At 77.2% G+C, this 16,395-nt stretch carries 15 protein-coding genes; 10 read left to right on the forward strand and 5 right to left on the reverse strand.

Annotated elements, in window-relative coordinates:
* Nucleotides 1-35: 35 nt before the first annotated feature.
* A complete protein-coding gene (locus tag APR03_RS01955) occupies nt 36-998 on the forward strand; it encodes an LLM class F420-dependent oxidoreductase (protein ID WP_253832193.1) in 963 nt (320 codons plus the stop codon).
* A 34-nt stretch (nt 999-1,032) separates the two neighbouring features.
* Here APR03_RS01955 and APR03_RS01960 read toward each other — a convergent pair whose 3' ends face one another.
* Both APR03_RS01960 and APR03_RS01965 read right to left on the reverse strand, forming a co-directional pair.
* Nucleotides 1,033-2,337 carry a cytochrome P450 gene (locus tag APR03_RS01960; RefSeq protein ID WP_253832195.1) on the reverse strand — a complete coding sequence of 435 codons (1,305 nt, stop codon included), beginning with the start codon at nt 2,335-2,337 and terminating at the stop codon, nt 1,033-1,035.
* Nucleotides 2,334-3,560, reverse strand: a complete 1,227-nt coding sequence (locus APR03_RS01965) for a zinc-dependent alcohol dehydrogenase (RefSeq protein WP_253832197.1) — start codon at nt 3,558-3,560, stop codon at nt 2,334-2,336. The genes APR03_RS01960 and APR03_RS01965 overlap by 4 nt, the downstream gene beginning before the upstream one ends.
* Before the next feature lie 204 nt (nt 3,561-3,764).
* Here APR03_RS01965 and APR03_RS25135 point away from each other — a divergent pair, with 204 nt between their 5' ends.
* From APR03_RS25135 to APR03_RS02015, 9 genes are read left to right on the forward strand one after another with little or no spacing between them, the layout of a single operon-like run.
* Complete coding sequence (locus APR03_RS25135) at nt 3,765-5,420, forward strand: carbamoyltransferase family protein (RefSeq protein ID WP_253832199.1); 1,656 nt, start codon at nt 3,765-3,767, stop codon at nt 5,418-5,420.
* On the forward strand, nt 5,417-6,979 hold the full coding sequence (locus APR03_RS25140; RefSeq protein WP_308216420.1) for an HAD-IIIA family hydrolase: 1,563 nt from the start codon (nt 5,417-5,419) through the stop codon (nt 6,977-6,979). The genes APR03_RS25135 and APR03_RS25140 overlap by 4 nt, the downstream gene beginning before the upstream one ends.
* Nucleotides 6,976-8,082, forward strand: coding sequence for a glycosyltransferase family 9 protein (locus APR03_RS01985; protein ID WP_253832201.1), 1,107 nt, complete (start codon nt 6,976-6,978; stop codon nt 8,080-8,082). Before APR03_RS25140 ends, APR03_RS01985 begins: the two co-directional genes overlap by 4 nt.
* Nucleotides 8,070-9,098: a glycosyltransferase gene (locus APR03_RS01990; protein ID WP_253832203.1), complete on the forward strand. Its 1,029-nt coding sequence runs from the start codon at nt 8,070-8,072 to the stop codon at nt 9,096-9,098. The genes APR03_RS01985 and APR03_RS01990 overlap by 13 nt, the downstream gene beginning before the upstream one ends.
* Nucleotides 9,095-10,393: a glycosyltransferase gene (locus tag APR03_RS01995; protein WP_417715076.1), complete on the forward strand. Its 1,299-nt coding sequence runs from the start codon at nt 9,095-9,097 to the stop codon at nt 10,391-10,393. The genes APR03_RS01990 and APR03_RS01995 overlap by 4 nt, the downstream gene beginning before the upstream one ends.
* Complete coding sequence (locus APR03_RS02000; RefSeq protein ID WP_253832208.1) at nt 10,390-11,145, forward strand: D-sedoheptulose-7-phosphate isomerase; 756 nt, start codon at nt 10,390-10,392, stop codon at nt 11,143-11,145. The genes APR03_RS01995 and APR03_RS02000 overlap by 4 nt, the downstream gene beginning before the upstream one ends.
* Nucleotides 11,142-12,815, forward strand: coding sequence for a PfkB family carbohydrate kinase (locus APR03_RS02005; RefSeq protein ID WP_253832210.1), 1,674 nt, complete (start codon nt 11,142-11,144; stop codon nt 12,813-12,815). Before APR03_RS02000 ends, APR03_RS02005 begins: the two co-directional genes overlap by 4 nt.
* Complete coding sequence (locus APR03_RS02010) at nt 12,812-13,570, forward strand: SDR family oxidoreductase (RefSeq protein WP_253832212.1); 759 nt, start codon at nt 12,812-12,814, stop codon at nt 13,568-13,570. The genes APR03_RS02005 and APR03_RS02010 overlap by 4 nt, the downstream gene beginning before the upstream one ends.
* A 25-nt stretch (nt 13,571-13,595) precedes the next feature.
* Complete coding sequence (locus APR03_RS02015) at nt 13,596-14,612, forward strand: glycosyltransferase family 9 protein (protein ID WP_253832214.1); 1,017 nt, start codon at nt 13,596-13,598, stop codon at nt 14,610-14,612.
* Here the strand turns inward: APR03_RS02015 and APR03_RS02020 are convergent.
* The 3 genes from APR03_RS02020 to APR03_RS02030 all read right to left on the reverse strand — a co-directional run bounded on the left by APR03_RS02020 (nt 14,545) and on the right by APR03_RS02030 (nt 16,294).
* Nucleotides 14,545-15,507: an NAD-dependent epimerase/dehydratase family protein gene (locus APR03_RS02020; protein ID WP_253832692.1), complete on the reverse strand. Its 963-nt coding sequence runs from the start codon at nt 15,505-15,507 to the stop codon at nt 14,545-14,547. The two genes, APR03_RS02015 and APR03_RS02020, sit on opposite strands and share 68 nt — an antisense overlap.
* 176 nt (nt 15,508-15,683) lie before the next feature.
* Nucleotides 15,684-16,121 (reverse strand): PRC-barrel domain containing protein, encoded by a 438-nt coding sequence (locus APR03_RS02025; protein WP_253832216.1) that lies wholly within the window; start codon nt 16,119-16,121, stop codon nt 15,684-15,686.
* Nucleotides 16,118-16,294, reverse strand: coding sequence for a hypothetical protein (locus tag APR03_RS02030; RefSeq protein WP_253832218.1), 177 nt, complete (start codon nt 16,292-16,294; stop codon nt 16,118-16,120). The genes APR03_RS02025 and APR03_RS02030 overlap by 4 nt, the downstream gene beginning before the upstream one ends.
* Between the last annotated feature and the right edge of the window lie 101 nt (nt 16,295-16,395).

Consider the following 16,395-nt stretch of genomic DNA (forward strand, 5'->3'; position numbering starts at 1 on the left):
GTGTCGGAGGGAACCGGACGGCGAAGGAGCATCCCATGCGCATCGGCTACACCCTCATGACCGAGCAGAGCGGACCGCGCGAGCTGGTGCGGCACGCGACGGCGGCCGAGGAGGTCGGCTTCGACTTCGAGGTGTCGAGCGACCACTACTCCCCGTGGCTCACCGAGCAGGGGCACGCGCCCAACGCCTGGGTGCTGCTCGGCGCGGTCGCGCAGGCCACGAGCCGGGTGGGGCTGATGACCTTCGTGACCTGCCCGACCATGCGTTACCACCCCGCCGTGGTGGCGCAGCAGGCGGCGACGCTCCAGCTCCTGGCGGACGGGCGCTTCACGCTCGGGCTCGGCGCGGGCGAGAACCTGAACGAGCACGTGGTGGGCGAGGGCTGGCCGAGCATCGACGTACGGCACGACATGCTCGAGGAGGCGGTTCACGTGATCCGCGAGCTGCTCACCGGTGAGCTCGTGACGTGGGAGGGCGTCCACTTCCGCGTGGACTCGGCGCGCCTGTGGGACACGCCGGACGCGGGCGTGGAGATCGGCGTCGCCGTCTCCGGGGAGAAGAGCGTGGAGCGGTTCGCGCCCCTGGCGGACCACCTGGTGCAGGCGATGCCCGACGGCGACGTGGTGCGGCAGTGGAGCAGCACGCACCCGGGCACCTCGCGGGTGTACGGCCAGCTACCGGTGTGCTGGGACCCGGACGAGCAGGCGGCGGTCGAGCGCGCGCACGCCGAGTTCCGCTGGTTCGGCGGCGGGTGGGCGGTGAACGCCGACCTGCCCACGCCGGCCGGTTTCGCCGCGGCCTCGCAGTTCGTGCGCCCGGAGGACGTCGCGTCGTCGATCGCCTGCGGTCCCGACCTGGACCGGCTGGCCGACAGCGCGCGGCCGTTCCTCGAGGCGGGGTTCACCGACCTGGCCATCGTGCAGATCGGCGAGCACCAGCAGGACCGGTTCCTCGCCGAGGCCGCCGGCCCGCTGCTCGAACGCCTGCGGAACCTGTAGCGGAACCTGGGGCGGGGAACCCGGAGCAGCCCGGTCACGCCCGGCTGAACCGCAGCCCCAGGTGGTCCATCGTGGCCGGGAGGGGGTCGCCCGCCAGGTAGCGGCCCCGTTCCACGCGCAGGTCGTGCGCGGCGAGGTGCACGAGCAGGTGGGACGTGACCAGCAGCACGAGGTTGCGGCCCGGGCACGACACCGGGCCGCCGCTGAAGGGCACCAGGCCCCAGTCGGCGTTGTTGCGGCCGTCCAGCCAGGCCTCCGGCACGAACGCGTCGGCGTGGTCGAGCCGCTCCGGGTCGCGGTGGAAGAACGCGCTCACGACCGCGAACCCCGTGCCGGCGGGCAGGGTGCGCTCCCCCCAGACCGTGGGCTCCGTCGAGTCCCGCAGCACCACGAGCGTGGTCGGCCACAGGCGCAGCGACTCCAGCACGCAGGCGCGGGCGTACGGCAGCAGCGCCGTGCCGGGCCCCGGGTCCGCCGACTCGGCGAGCAGCCGCGCGCGGACCTCGGGCCGGGCGGCGACCACGGCGAGCGCCCGCAGCGTCGCGGCCCCCGCGGCGTCGAACGCGAACAGCCAGTGCGGTACCTGGCCCGGCGCGGTGGCGGCTCCCGCGGCCCGGGCGGCGGCGGCCAGCGTCCCTGGCTCGGCGGCCCCGGTGCGGTACTCCAGGCGGCGGGCGAGCTCCTGCCGGAGGTCGTCGTCGCGCGGGTGGAAGACCGACCAGTTGGCGTGCCCGCGCAGCGTGTTCAGCAGGTCGACGAGCTCGTGGTCGCCGCGGGCCGGGGCGCCGAACACGATCTCGAGCACGACCTCCCACCAGACCCGGGCGAAGGTCTGCGCGTCGAACCCGCCCGACCCGTGCAGCTCGCGGACCAGGACGCCGGCGCCGTGCCGGACGGCGTCCGTGAAGGCGGCCCCGTCGTCGTGCACGGGCAGCTCGGTGCGCAGCGCCGCCTCGTTGAACGGCCGCCGGACCGCGCGGTCGGGCGTCGGGGAGATGAGCACGCCGTCGGGCTGGAAGTGCCGCAGCGCGCCGACCTTCTCCGTCGTGGCGGGCGTGAAGGGTTCGGGCGATCCCTCCAGCAGCCGGCGCACGTGGTCGGGCTGCGTGACCACGACCATGCGGCGCGGCCCGAGGCGCAGCGCGAGCGGGGCGCCGTCGTGCCGCGCGCGCAGCCCGGCCAGGACCGCGCGGGCCGTGCGGTCCGTCTGGTGGCGCTCGGCCCAGGCGGTGGCCCGCGGCCGGCGGACGATCGCCCCCTGGGCCACCAGCGGCGCGAGCACGGAGGTGGCCACGCGGACCGTCGCGGCCGGGCCCAGGTCGACGGGCGTGTCCGTCACGGCCGGCCCGGCTGCTCGGCGGTCCGGTCGGCCGGCACGGTCGGGTCGAGCACCACCTTGACGCACCCGTCGTCCTTGGCCTGGAACATCGCGTACGCCTCGGCGGCGCGCTCGAGCGGCCAGCGGTGGGTCCGCAGGTCGAGCACGCCCAGCGGGTCGGCGGGGTCCTGGACGAGCGGCAGCAGGTCGTCCGTCCAGCGCCGCACGTTGGCCTGCCCCTGGCGGATCGTGACCTGCTTGTCGAACAGCCGCAGCATGGGCAGCGGGTCCTTCGCGCCGCCGTAGACACCGGACAGGGACAGCACCCCGCCCCGGCGCACCAGGTCGATGCCCAGGAGCAGCGCGGCGAGCCGGTCGACGCCCGCGTGCTCCACGACCGGCCGGCCGAGCACGTCCGGCAGCAGGCCCGACGCCTTCTGCATCGCCTCGGCGACCGGCGACCCGTGGGCCTCCATGCCGACCGCGTCGATGACGGCGTCCGGGCCACGCCCCTCGGTCAGGTCGCGCACGGCGCCGAGCACGTCGGTGCGGCTCTGGTCGATCACGGTGGCACCGTGCCGCGCGGCCATGGCCAGCCGCTCGGGGACCAGGTCCACGCCGATCACGAGGCCCGCGCCACGATGGGCGGCGACCCGGGCCGCCATCTGGCCGATCGGGCCCAGGCCGAGCACCACGACCGACCCGCCCTCGGGCACGTCGGCGTACTCGACCGCCTGCCACGCCGTGGGCAGCACGTCCGACAGGTAGAGGTAGCGCTCGTCCGGCTCGCCGTCGTCCGGCACCACCACCGGCCCGTAGTGCGCCTGCGGCACGCGCAGGTACTGCGCCTGGCCGCCCGGCACCTGGCCGTACAGCTTCGTGTACCCGAACAGCGCCGCACCGCTGCCCTGGTCGGTCACCTGGGTGGTCTCGCACTGCGACTGGAGCCCGCGCCGGCACATCCAGCACCGGCCGCAGGCGATCCCGAACGGAACCACCACCCGGTCCCCCACGCGCAGGTCGCCGGCCTCCGGCCCGACCTCCTCCACGACACCCATGGCCTCGTGCCCCAGCACGTCGCCGGCGTCGAGGAAGGGGCCCAGCACGCCGTACAGGTGCAGGTCGGAACCGCAGACGGCCGTGGACGTGACCCGCACGACGGCGTCGGTCGGCTCCTCGATCCTCGGGTCCGGCACGTCCTCGACCCGGACCTGCTCCTTGCCCTGCCACGTGAGTGCTCTCATGGTCGCCGTCCGATCTGCTCGGGGTGCACGGTCTCCGGCCAGCCTCACCCGGGACGCGGTCACCCGCACGTGATCACACCCCGGGAGCGCCTCGCCGCCCGGAAGACTGCACGGAGAAGCGGTTCGAGATGCGAGTGGTCGCGGGGCGCTCGAACGTGGTGAGAACCGGAAGAAGCCCGGTGACGATCCTCGGTGGAGGTCACTGTGCGAGTTCTCGGAGTGAACGCTCTCTTCCACGATCCCTCGGCCGCGCTCGTCGTGGACGGCCGGATCCTCGCCGCCGCCGAGGAGGAACGGTTCACCCGGCGCAAGCACGGCAAGCGGCCCGTGCCGTTCGCGGCCTGGGAGCTGCCGGAGCACGCCATGCGGTGGTGCCTGGAGGCGAACGGGCTCACGCCCGGCGACCTCGACGCCGTCGCCTACTCCTTCGACCCGGCCCTCGCCGAGCCCGCCGAGGCGATGGGCCTCGCCGACCCGTGGGACTGGCTGCGCCTGCGGTACGCCGAACGGGCCCCGCAGTTCATCGCCACGGCCCTGCCCGGCCTGGACCCCGGCCTCGTCCGGTTCGTGCCGCACGAGGTGTCGCACGCCGCGTCCGCGGCGCTCGCCGCCCCCTTCCCCGCGTGCAGCGTGATGTCGCTCGACGGCCGCGGCGAACGCTCCTCCTTCCTGGCGGGCCGGTACGAGGACGGCAAGCTGGAGGTGCTCGCGACCCAGGACCTGCCCCACTCGCTCGGCCTGGTCTACGAGTCCCTGACCGAGCACCTCGGGTTCCTGCGGTCGAGCGACGAGTACAAGGTGATGGCGCTCGCGTCCTACGGCCGGCCGCGGTTCCTGCCCGAGCTGCGGGAGCTGCTACGGACCGACCCGGAGGGCGGCTTCGTCGCCGAGGCCCCCGACTGGTCGCAGTGGGCCGCCCCGGGCTCCCCGGGGCTCACCGACGGCGGCCTCGGCGACGACCAGGCGGACCTCGCGGCGTCGCTCCAGGCGCGGCTGGAGGAGCTGCTCGTCGAGCTGGCCACGTGGCTGTACGCGCGCACGGGGGACGAGGCGCTGGCGCTCGCCGGCGGGACGGCCCTGAACTGCGTGGCGAACTCGCGGCTGTGGCGGGGCACCCCGTTCGAGCACGTCTGGGTGCAGCCCGCGGCCGGCGACGCGGGGACGGCGCTCGGCGCCGCCCTCCAGCTCACGGCCGAGGCGGGCGTGGTGCCCGAGCCCATGACCTCCGCGGCCCTGGGTCCCTCCTGGTCGGACGACGAGCTCGCCGAGGCGCTGCGCACGGCCCGGATCCCGTTCGGCACGCCGGACGACCTGCCGGAGCAGGTGGCCGCCGTGCTGGCCGACGACGGCATGGTCGCCTGGTTCGACGGGCGCTCCGAGTTCGGGCCCCGCGCCCTGGGGCAGCGCTCGCTGCTCGCGCACCCGGGCCACCGGGCCAACACGGAGCGGCTCAACCTGGTCAAGGGCCGCGAGCAGTTCCGCCCGGTGGCGCCCATGGTGCTCCTCGAGCACGCCGAGGAGATCTTCTCGGGCGGCCCGCTGCCCAGCCCCTACATGCTGTTCGTGCACGACGTCGCCCCGGCCTGGCAGAGCCGCATCCCCGCGACCGTCCACGTGGACGGCACGGCCCGCGTCCAGACGGTCGACGGCTCCCAGCCCCGGCTGCAGGCGACCCTCCGCGCGTTCCGGGACCGCACGGGCCTGCCGGTCCTGGTGAACACGAGCCTCAACACGGCGGGCCGCCCCATGGTCGACAGCCCGCGCGACGCGCTCGAGCTCTTCGGTTCCGCACCGGTCGACGCGCTGGTGCTGGGGCCCCACCTCGTCCGCCGGGCCGACGCGTTCGGGGGTGCGGCATGACGCCCGCGCCGTCGTACGCGGTGGTGGTGCCCACCGTCGGGCGCACCCGGCTGGCCGCGCTGCTCGCGTCGGTGCGGCAGGCGGCGGCCGTCGGGCCCGCACCGGAAGAGGTCGTCGTCGTCGACGACCGCCCCGTGCCGCGGCGCGGCCCGAACCCGCCGCTCGACCTGGGACCGGACCCGGTGCCCGGCGTCCGCGTGCTGCGCAGCGCGGGCCGCGGCCCCGCCGCCGCCCGCAACGCCGGCTGGCGGTCCGTCCGCACGGAGTGGGTCGCGTTCCTGGACGACGACGTGGTCGTGCCCCCGCTCTGGGCCGACGCGCTCGCCCAGGACCTCGCCGCCGCCGGGCCCGACGTCGGCGGGGTGCAGGGCCGGATCCGGGTGCCGCTGCCGGGGCACCGGCCGCCCACCGACCTCGAGCGCAACACCGCCGGCCTGGAGCGCGCCCGCTGGGCCACGGCCGACATGGCCTACCGGCGGGCCGCCCTCCAGGCGGTGCACGGCTTCGACGAACGCTTCCCGCGCGCCTACCGGGAGGACGCCGACCTGGCCCTGCGGGTCCGCGCGGCCGGCTGGGACCTGGAGCGCGGGGTGCGCACCGTCGAGCACCCGGTGCGGCCGGCGGGCGGTCTCGCGAGCCTGCGCGCCCAGGCCGGCAACGCCGACGACGCCCTGCTGCGCGCGCTCCACGGCCCCGCCTGGCGCACCCGCACCGAGGCGGGGCCCGGGCGCCTGCCCTGGCACGTCGCCACGGTCGCGGCGGGCCTCACGGCGCTGGGGGCCGGCGTGACGGCGGCCGCCCTGACCGACCGGGACCCGCACACGACCCGTGTCGTGGCCGCCCTCGCGGGCGCCGCGTGGGCGGGTCTGACGGCGCGGTTCGTCCACGAGCGGCTCGCACCAGGGCCACGCCCCGGCGACGAGGGCCACGCGGCCGAGGTGCGCCGGATGATCGTCACCAGCGTGCTCATCCCCGTCGCCGCCGTCGCGCACCGCGTGCGCGGGGCCTGGCGCTGGCGGCAGGGCCTGGGCCGGACCGTGCCGCCCTGGCCGCTGCCGGTGCGGGCCGTGCTGTTCGACCGGGACGGCACGCTGGTCCGCGACGTGCCCTACAACGGCGACCCGGACGCCGTCGAGCCCCTGCCCGGCGCGCGGCGCGTGCTCGACGGGTTCCGCGCGGACGGCCTGTTCGTCGGCGTCGTGTCGAACCAGTCCGGCATCGGCCGCGGGATGCTGACCGGCGCCCAGGTCGACGCGGTCGACCGCAGGATCCGCCGGCTGCTCGGCCGCTTCGACACCTGGCAGCGCTGCCCGCACGCCCCCGAGCAGGGCTGCTCGTGCCGCAAGCCCGAGCCCGGCCTGGTGCTGCGGGCCGCCGACGACCTCGGGGTGCTCCCGGCGGAGTGCCTCGTGGTCGGCGACATCGGCAGCGACGTCGGCGCGGCGGTCGCGGCCGGCGCGCGCACCGTCCTGGTGCCCACCGAGGTGACCCGGACCGAGGAGCTGACCCGGGCCCCCGCGGTGGCGGCCACGCTCGACGAGGTGGTGACGCTCCTGTGACGACCCCCGACACCCTTCCCGGCCGGGTCCTGGCGGTACGGCTCGACAGCGACGGCGACGTGCTCCTGACCGGCCCCGCCGTCCGCGCGCTGGCCGCGACGTACGAGCAGGTCGACCTGCTCGTCTCCGAGGCCGGCGCCCAGGCCGCCGCGCTGCTGCCCGGCGTCAGCGAGACCCTCCGGTTCGAGGCCCCGTGGTCCGGCACCGAGCCGCCCCCGGTCTCGGCGCAGGCCGTCACCGACCTCGTGTCCGACCTCGCCACGCGCCGGTACGAGCTGGCCGTGATCTTCACGTCGTTCCACCAGTCGCCGCTCCCCATGGCCCTGCTCGCCCGCCTCGCCGGCATCCCCCGCGTCGTCGCCACGAGCGTCGACTACCCGGGCTCGCTGCTCGACGTCCGCCACCGGCGCGGACCCGGGCTGCACGAGGTCGAGGCGGCGCTCGAGCTCGCGGACCGGGCCGGCGCCCGGCTGCCGGACGGCGACGACGGCCTGCTGGCGGTCCGCCGTCCGCTCCCCGCCGTACCCGCGGACGTCGCCGACCCGCCCGACCTCGCCGGCACACCGCCGCGGCGCACCGTCGTCGTGCACCCCGGGGCGTCCGTGCCGGCCCGCGCACCGCTGCCCGAGGACGCCCGGGCGCTCGCCGAGCGCCTCGCGGACGACGGCTGGGACGTGGTCGTCACCGGTTCCGCGGCGGAGCAGGACCTGACGGCCTTCGTGGCGGGCGACCACGCCACCGACCTCGGCGGCCGGACGACGCTGGCCGAGCTCGCCGCCGTGCTGGAGTCCGCGGCCTGCGTCGTGGTGGGCAACACCGGGCCGGCGCACCTCGCCGCGGCCGTCGGCACGCCCGTGGCCAGCCTGTTCGCCCCCGTCGTCCCGGCCGAGCGGTGGCTGCCCTACGGCGTGCCGCGCCTCGTGCTCGGCGACCAGACAGCGGCCTGCCGCGCCACCCGCGCCCGGACGTGCCCCGTGCCCGGCCACCCGTGCCTCGCGTCGGTCAGCCCGGAGGAGGTGGCCGCCGCCGTCGACCGGCTCGCCCGCCCCGTCCCCGCCGCGACGGACGGCGTGGACCCGGCCGACGAGGGGTGGCTGTCGTGAGGGTGCTGCTCTGGCACGTGCACGGGTCGTGGACCACCGCCTTCGTCCAGGGCGGGCACGAGTACCTGGTGCCCGTGCTGCCCGGCCGCCCGGCGGACGGGCGCGGACGCGCCCGCACCTGGGACTGGCCCGCCTCCGTGCACGAGCTGACGCCCGACGGCCTGCGCCGCGCGTTCGACGAGGGCGGCGTGGACGCCGTGCTGCTCCAGCGGCCGCACGAGGCGCGGCTGCTGCGCGCATGGACCGGCCGCCGGGCCGGGCACGACGTCCCGGCCGTCTACCTGGAGCACGACGCACCGGGCGGCCCCGCCGCCGCGACCCGGCACCCCATGGCGGACGCCGACGTCGTGGCCGGCGGCCGGGTGCCGGTCGTGCACGTCACCGGCTTCAACGCCCTCATGTGGGACACGGGCCGGGCCCGGACCGTCGTCATCGACCACGGCGTGCCCGATCCCGGCCCCCGCTGGACGGGCGAGCGCGCGCACGTCGCCGCCGTCGTCAACGAACCCGTGCGGCGGTGGCGCGCCGCGGGCACCGACGTGCTGCTGCACGTGGCGAGCCGGGTGCCGGCCGAGGTGTACGGGATGGGCACGGAGCACCTGGCGGAGCACCTGGGCACCCGCGGCCCGACGGCGGCCGCCACGGCCGGCCGCCTGTACGACCTGCCTCAGGCCGCGCTGCACGACCGCCTCGCCGGCGCCCGCGCGTACCTGCACCCGTACCGGTGGACCAGCCTCGGCCTCGCGCTGCTGGAGGCCATGGCCCTGGGCCTGCCCGTGCTCGCCCTGCCGGTCACCGAGGCCTACGCCGCCGTGCCGCCGTCGGCCGGGGTGCTCAGCACCGACCCCGACGAGCTCGCGGCCGTGGCCCGGCGCTGGCTCGCCGACCCCGCGGAGGCCGCCGCGTACGGCAAGGCCGCCCGGGAGCACGTGCTCACCCGCTACCCGCTCGACGTGTTCCTCGACCGGTGGACCACGCTGCTCGACCAGGAGGTCTCCGCATGGGCACGAGCATGAGGATCGGCATGATCTCGGAGCACGCCAGCCCGCTCGCCGTACTGGGCGAGGCGGACGCGGGCGGGCAGAACGTCCACGTCGCGGCGCTCGCCCGCCGCCTGGCCGCCGACGGCCACCACGTCGACGTCTACACGCGGCGCGACGACGCCGCGCTGCCCTGCCGCGTACCCCTGACCGACGGCGTGGACGTGGTGCACGTGGACGCCGGGCCGCCGAGGCCGCTGCCCAAGGACGAGCTGCTGCCCTGGATGGACGCGTTCGGGGACGAGCTCGCCGCCCGCTTCACCGACCCCGCGGTACGGCCCGACGTGCTGCACGCGCACTTCTGGATGTCCGGGGTCGCCGCGCTGCGCGCGACCCGGTGGTCCGTCCACCCGGGCGTGCCGGACATCCCCGTGGTCCAGACCTTCCACGCGCTGGGCACGGTCAAGCGGAGGCACCAGGGGGACGCCGACACGAGCCCGCCCGCGCGCGTCGACCTCGAGGCGGCGCTGTGCCGCGACGTGGACCTGGTGGTCGCCACGTGCCAGGACGAGGTGCGCGAGCTGCACCGCATGGGCGCCGACGACGACCGGCTCCGGGTGGTGCCCTGCGGGGTCGACCTCGGGGTGTTCACCCCCGGCCCGCACGGGTCGCGCCGCCCCGACGGCGACGGCACCCTGCGCGTGCTCTCCCTCGGCCGCCTCGTGGAGCGCAAGGGCGTCGCCACGGTGATCGAGGCGCTCGCGCTGCTGGCCGGGCGCGGCCGGAGCGACGTCGAGCTGGTCGTCGCCGGCGGCCCGCCGGCCGCCGGGGTGCACCGCGACCCGGAGGCACGCCGCCTGCTCGACCTCGCCCTGCGGGCCGGGGTCGCGGACCGCGTGCGGTTCGTCGGCGCGCTGTCCCACGACCAGGTGCCCGGCCTGCTGCACGACGTCGACGCTGTGGCCTGCACGCCCTGGTACGAACCGTTCGGCATCGTGCCGCTGGAGGCTGCCGCCTGCGGCCGGCCGGTCGTCGCCTCGGCGGTGGGCGGCATGCTCGACACGGTGGTGCACGACCGCACCGGGCTGCTGGTACCGCCCCGCGACCCCGAGGCGGTCGCCGACGCGCTCGAACGGTTGTCGGACGACCGGTACCGGCACCGCCTGGGCGCGGCTGCCCGGGTCCGCGCCGAGCGCAGCTACGGCTGGGCCGCCGTGGCGCGGCAGACCGCCGACGCCTACGCCGAGGTCGTCGGAGCCCCGTCCACCCGCGGCCGGCCGGACCGGACCGCGACGCGCCCCGCGCCCGTCCCCACCGGAGGAGTCCGATGAGCGACCGCACCCTCAGCACGGCCGACCAGCAGCCGCCCGGCCGGACCGGCTGGCTGCACCGGCACTGCGCCGACCTCGGCGTCGGCCTCGACTACGTGACCGCCGCCCACGAACGGATCGAGGCCTGGGGCGGCGACCTCGCCGACCGGCTGCTGTCCGGGCACCGCCTGCTCGTGGCCGGGAACGGGGGCAGCGCCGCGGAGGCGCAGCACCTGACCGCCGAGCTCGTCGGGCGGTTCGAGGGCGAGCGGGTGCCGCTCGCCGCGATCGCCCTGCACGCCGAGACCTCCAGCCTCAGCGCCATCGTCAACGACTACGGGCAGGACGAGATGTTCGCCCGGCAGGTCGCCGCGCACGGCCGGCCCGGTGACGTGCTGCTGTGCCTGTCGACCTCCGGGTCGAGCGCGAACGTGCTGGTGGCGGCGCGGCGGGCCCGCGAGCTGGGGCTCACCACGTGGGCCCTGACCGGGCAGGCGCCCAACCCGCTCGCCGCGCTGTGCGACGACGTGCTCGCCGTCCCGTCCGCCTCGGGGTCCGCCGTGCAGGAGGTCCACCTGGTGGTGGTGCACGCCCTGTGCGCGGCGCTCGACGCCCGGGTGGCGGCGCGGGACCAGGAACGGGATCAAGAACGGGAGCGGGCACGGGTGCGGGAACGGACCCGGGAGCGCACACAGGAGAAGGTCCGGGGGCCAATCCGTGACAAGGTCCGGGGCCCGGCGGCCGGCTCGCCCGCGGCGGGAGCGCGCAGGTGACGGCCGCCGGACGCGTGACCCTGGCCTCGGTGCCGGACGCCACGGTGCCCGACGCCACGGTGCCCGACTTCACGGTGCCCGGCCGTCGGCCGGCGCGCCCGGTCGTGGTCGTGGTCGGTGACGTGCTGCTCGACCGGGACGTCGACGGCACGGTCACCCGGCTCGCCCCCGACGCGCCTGTGCCGGTGGTCGACGTGACGCACGTGCGCCAGAGCCCGGGCGGCGCGGGACTCGCGGCGCTGCTCTGCGCCCGGCGTGCCGACGTGGTGCTCGTGACCCCGCTCGCCGACGACGCGGACGGGCGCGAGCTGCGCCACCAGCTCCGCGACGTGGCGCTCGTCGGGCTCGGCCACGAGGGTCCGACCCGCCGCAAGACGCGCGTGCGCAGCGCGGGTCAGAACCTCGTCCGGGTGGACGACGGCGGTCCGGGCACGCCGGCCGACGTCACCGCGAGCACCGCCCTCGTGCGCGACGTCCTCGCGCGCTGCGACGCCGTGCTGGTCGCGGACTACGGCGGCGGCGTGAGCCGCGACCCGGCGCTGCGCGACCTGCTCGCCGAGGCTGCCGGCCGGGTGCCCCTCGTCTGGGACCCGCACCCCCGGGGCGGCGCCCCCGTGCCCGGGGCGGCCCTGGTCACGCCGAGCGCGGCCGAGGCGGAGCGGGCCGCCGCGGACCTCCCCGGACCACCGGCCGGCACCGACGCCGCGGCCGCGGCCGGCGCCCTCCGCCGGGCGTGGGACGCGGAGGCCGTCTGCGTGACCGCGGGCGAGCAGGGTGCGTTCGTCGCGACCCGCTCGGGCGACGCCGCGGACGACGACGGCCCGGACGACGCCGCGGACGATGACGGCCCGGACGACGGGCTGCCCGGGCCGGTCCGCCACGTGCCCGCCCCGCCCGTGCCCGGTGCCGACCCGTGCGGCGCGGGCGACTGCTTCGCCGCGGCCGCCGTCGTCGGCCTGGCCGAGCGCACGAACGTGGGCACCGACGCGGGCACCGACGCGAGGAGCACCGACGCGAGCGGCACCGACGTGACCGCCGCCGAGGTGATGGACGCCGTCCAGGAGGCCGTCGCCGCCGCGAGCGCCTGGGTCGCGTCGGGCGGCGCGGACGGCTTCCGCCGCGCCCGCGAGTCCGGCGCGGCGCCCGCCGCACCGGCCCCGGAGGTCTCGCTCGCGGAGCTCGGCGCCCGGCTGCGGGCGGACGGCGGCACGCTGGTGGCGACCAGCGGCTGCTTCGACCTGCTGCACGCGGGCCACGTGAGCCTGCTGTCGGCTGCCCGGCGGCTCGGCGACCACCTCGTGGTGCTGCTCAACTCCGACAGCTCGGTGCGCCGGCTCAAGGGGCCGGAGCGTCCTGTCGTGCCCCTGGAGGACCGGGCCCGGGTGCTGGAGGGGCTGGCGTGCGTCGACGCCGTCGTCGTGCTGGACGACGACGAGCCGTCCGCCGCGGTGGCCGCGCTCCGGCCCGACGTCTGGGCCAAGGGCGGCGACTACACCTGGCACGACCTGCCCGAGGCGGCGGTCGTGCACGCCTACGGCGGGCGGGTCGTGACCGTCCCCCGCCTCCGGGGCCGGTCGACCACCGGGCTCGTCAGCCGGGTCCGGGAGTCGGAGCCGGTCGGCCCCGTCCGCGCCGCGACACCCACCGCAACCACGAGGAGGTCGTCATGACCGTGCCGCCCACCACATCAGCCACGTCCACCACATCCGCCACCACCGCTCCCGCCGTCCCGCCCGCCCCGCGGCCGGTCGGCACCGTGCTCGTCACGGGCGGCTCGTCCGGGCTCGGTGCCGCGCTCGTCGACGCGGTGTCCGCCGCGGGCGGGACGCCCGCGGTGCTCGACGTCGCGGAGCCGCGCGCCGACGTGCCGTTCGTGGCCGCCGACCTGGGCGACCCCGGCGCCGCGCAGGCCGCCGTCGACGCGCTGGTCGAGCAGGTGGGGCCGCCCGACGCCGTCGTGACCGCCGCGGGCATCGACGCGTGCGGTCCCCTGCTGGAGATCGACCCGGAGCGCTGGGAGCGGGTCGTGCGCGTCAACCTGTTCGGCACGGTCGCCGTGGTCCGGGCCGCCCTGCCCCACCTGGAGGAACGGCGCGGCACGGTGGTCACGGTCGCCTCGACTCTCGCGCTGCGGGGTGCGGCCGACGCGACCGCCTACTGCGCGTCCAAGTGGGGCATCCGCGGGTTCAGCCAGGCGCTGGCCGCCGAGTACGCGGGCCGGGTCGGCGTGACGTGCCTGATCCCCGGCGGCATGCGGACCCCGTTCTTCGACGGCCGCACCGAGCAGTACCGGCCGGGCCCCGACGCCGACCTCAACGACCCCGCGGCGACGGCGGGCGCGGTGCTCACGGCGCTCACCCAGCCGCGCGGGAGCGAGATCCGCGAGATGCTCGTCATGGCGTCGGGCGAGGCGTCCTGGCCGTGAGGGGACGAGGCGGACGGAGAACACCATGACGGTGCTGGTGCTGCGGGCGCTCGGCCTGGGCGACGCGCTGACGGGGGTGCCCGCGCTCCGCGGGGTGCGCCGGGCCTGGCCGGGGCACCGGATCGTGCTGGCCGCGCCGCCGGGGGTCGGCACGTGGCTGACCCGCCTGGGGGTGGTGGACGCCGTCCTGCCCGCACGGGGTCTCGGCCGGCTGCCGTGGCCCTGGGCGGGGCCCGGCGGCGCGAAGGACGCCCCGGGCTGCCTGGCGGTGGACCTGCACGGCCGCGGCCCGCGCAGCCACCAGGTGCTGCAGGCGACCCGGCCGGACGCGCTCGTCGCCTTCGGCAACCCCCGCGCCGGGCACGTCGGGCCCGAGTGGGTGGCCGGCGAGCACGAGGTGCTGCGCTGGTGCCGGCTGGTCCGCACCGTCGGCGGGGTCTGCGGCCCGGAGGACCTGCGCCTCGGCCCGCCCGACCCGCCGGGCGGGCGGGGCGAGCACGTCGTGGTGCACCCGGGGGCCGCGGCCGCCGCGCGGCGCTGGCCCCCGGCGCGCTGGGCGCGGGTGGTCGCGGCGCTGGTCGCCGAGGGTCGTCCCGTGGTGCTGACCGGATCCGCGGACGAGCAGCGGCTCTGTCACCAGGTGCGCTGTGCGTCGGGCGTGGGCGCGGCCGTCCGGGACCTGTCCGGCCGGCTCTCGCTGCCCGCGCTGGCCGACCTCGTGGCGTCGGCGCGGCTGCTGGTCAGCACCGACACCGGTGTGGCCCATGTCGCGACGGCGTACGGCACGCCGTCCGTCACCCTGTTCGGGCCTACCCCGCCCGCACACTGGGGGCCGCTGATCGACCGGGAGCGGCACGTCGTCGTCTGGCACGAGCAGTCCGGCACCCCGCCCCGCGACGCCAACGCGAACCGCCTGGACCCGGCCCTCGACCGCGTCTCGGCGGACGACGTGACCGCGGCCTGCGACCGGGCGCTCAGGCCGCGGCCGGCGACCGCTGCCGGAACCACTCCACGGTCCGTGCCAGCCCGTCCCGCCAGCTGACCCGGGGCTCCCAGCCCAGCTCGGACCGGGCCAGCCCGATGTCGGGGCAGCGCATGCCCGGGTCGTGCACGGGGCGCTCGACGTGCTCGACCGCCGACACCGATCCCGTCGCCGCGAGCACGTCGGCCGCGATCTGCCGCACCGAGAGCTCGTGCGGGTTGCCGAGGTTCATCGGGCCCGGGTGGCCGCTGTCCGCGAACGCCAGCAGGCCCGCGACCAGGTCGTCGACGTAGCACAGCGACCGGGTCTGCGTGCCGTCGCCCGCCACCGTGAGCGGCTCGCCCGCGAGCGCCTGCCGCACGAACGTGGGCACCACGCGCCCGTCGTGCCCGCGCATGCGCGGACCGTAGGTGTTGAAGATGCGCACGATGCCGGTGTCGGTGCCCGTGGCCCGCCGGTAGCCGGCGGTCAGGGCCTCGCCGAAGCGCTTGGACTCGTCGTACACGCTGCGCGGCCCGACGCTGCTCACGTTGCCCCAGTAGCTCTCGTGCTGCGGGTGCACCTGGGGGTCGCCGTACACCTCGGACGTCGAGGCCAGCACGAACCGCGCGCCCTGCTCCCGGGCCAGCTCCAGCGCGGCGCGCGTGCCCCGGGAGCCGGCGTCGAGGGTCTCGAGCGGGTGCTCGAGGTAGTCGACGGGGGACGCGGGCGAGGCGAGGTGCAGCACGAGGTCGGTGCCGGGCCGCAGGGCGGCGCGGACGGACCGCGAGGTGAGGCCATCGGCGACGTCGCACCGCTCGAACCGCAGCCGCTCGTGCCCGCGCACGCCCGCCAGGTTGTCCAGGCTGCCGGTGAGCAGGTTGTCCAGGCACAGCACCTCCGCGCCGGAGTCGAGGAGCGCCTCGCAGAGCCTGCTGCCCACGAACCCCGCGCCGCCCGTGACGACGGCTCGCACGGGGGTCACGGGTCTCGCCGATCGTCTGGCGCGCTCCCCGGGAACACGGTCCGGTTCTGGCTGCCCATCGGTCGTCCTCTCGCCCGGGCCCGGCAGCCTGGTCTCGACCACACCGTCCACCCTGCACCCGGCCCGGATCACTCGCAGCGCCGCGCCCGGCCGTCACAGCGCAGCCGTCACAGCGCGGGCGAGCGCCGCGTCCAGCCGGGGGCGAGCCGCACCGTGGCGGGCGCGTCGGTGCGTACGTCCGCGACGTCGGTCCAGCCGACGAGGAAGGTGCCGCGGTGCCGCCGCCGGACGAGCTGCGGGATCGGCCACGGCGAGCGCACCTCGGTGCGCTCGTACCCCAGGAAGGACCCGCCGCTGCGCGGGCTCACGAGCAGGCCGACGAGGCGGGCGCGGCCCACCTCGTCGCGGTTCGCGGTGTGGGTGCTGAGCGGGTCTTCGGGATTCTCCCGGTCCTGGTTCTCACGGTCCTGGTCGTCCCCGGCGTCCTCGGGGTCGGTGCTCTCGGGGCCCGTGACCTCCAGGGCGAACCGCACGTCCACGACGACGCCGAGCGCGGCGCCGTCCGGCCCCAGCACCCGCGCGTCGAGGAGGTCGCCGACGTTCACCCGTCCCCCTCCGGGTCGTGCCGCCCCCCGGGGATGCGGCCCACCACGTGGTTGCGGAACCAGCGTTCCACCCAGTTGGCGTCCAGCCGGTCGGACCGGACGGAGAGCTCGATCGCGGTGCCCACGTGAACCACGTCGGACCAGTCGATGCGCGGCAGGCGCGAGGCGGGCACCGCCGAAGAGCCGCGTGAACAGCACCGGGCCCACGAGGATCGCCCCGACCTGGACCTCGGCGCCGGGCCGCGCCTCCTGCCCGTCGGTGCCCGTCAGCTCC

This window comes from Promicromonospora thailandica, assembly GCF_024171955.1.
GTDB classification, from domain to species: Bacteria; Actinomycetota; Actinomycetes; order Actinomycetales; family Cellulomonadaceae; genus Promicromonospora; species Promicromonospora thailandica.

Bases quoted from the DNA above. Each gene is read 5' to 3' on its own strand.
- APR03_RS01955 (WP_253832193.1), top strand. From the start codon at position 36: ATGCGCATCGGCTACACCCTCATGACCGAGCAGAGCGGACCGCGCGAG.
- APR03_RS25140 (WP_308216420.1), top strand. From the start codon at position 5,417: ATGACGCCCGCGCCGTCGTACGCGGTGGTGGTGCCCACCGTCGGGCGC.
- APR03_RS02010 (WP_253832212.1), top strand. From the start codon at position 12,812: ATGACCGTGCCGCCCACCACATCAGCCACGTCCACCACATCCGCCACC.
- APR03_RS02000 (WP_253832208.1), top strand. From the start codon at position 10,390: ATGAGCGACCGCACCCTCAGCACGGCCGACCAGCAGCCGCCCGGCCGG.
- APR03_RS02015 (WP_253832214.1), top strand. From the start codon at position 13,596: ATGACGGTGCTGGTGCTGCGGGCGCTCGGCCTGGGCGACGCGCTGACG.
- APR03_RS01965 (WP_253832197.1), bottom strand. From the start codon at position 3,560: ATGAGAGCACTCACGTGGCAGGGCAAGGAGCAGGTCCGGGTCGAGGAC.
- APR03_RS01995 (WP_417715076.1), top strand. From the start codon at position 9,095: ATGAGGATCGGCATGATCTCGGAGCACGCCAGCCCGCTCGCCGTACTG.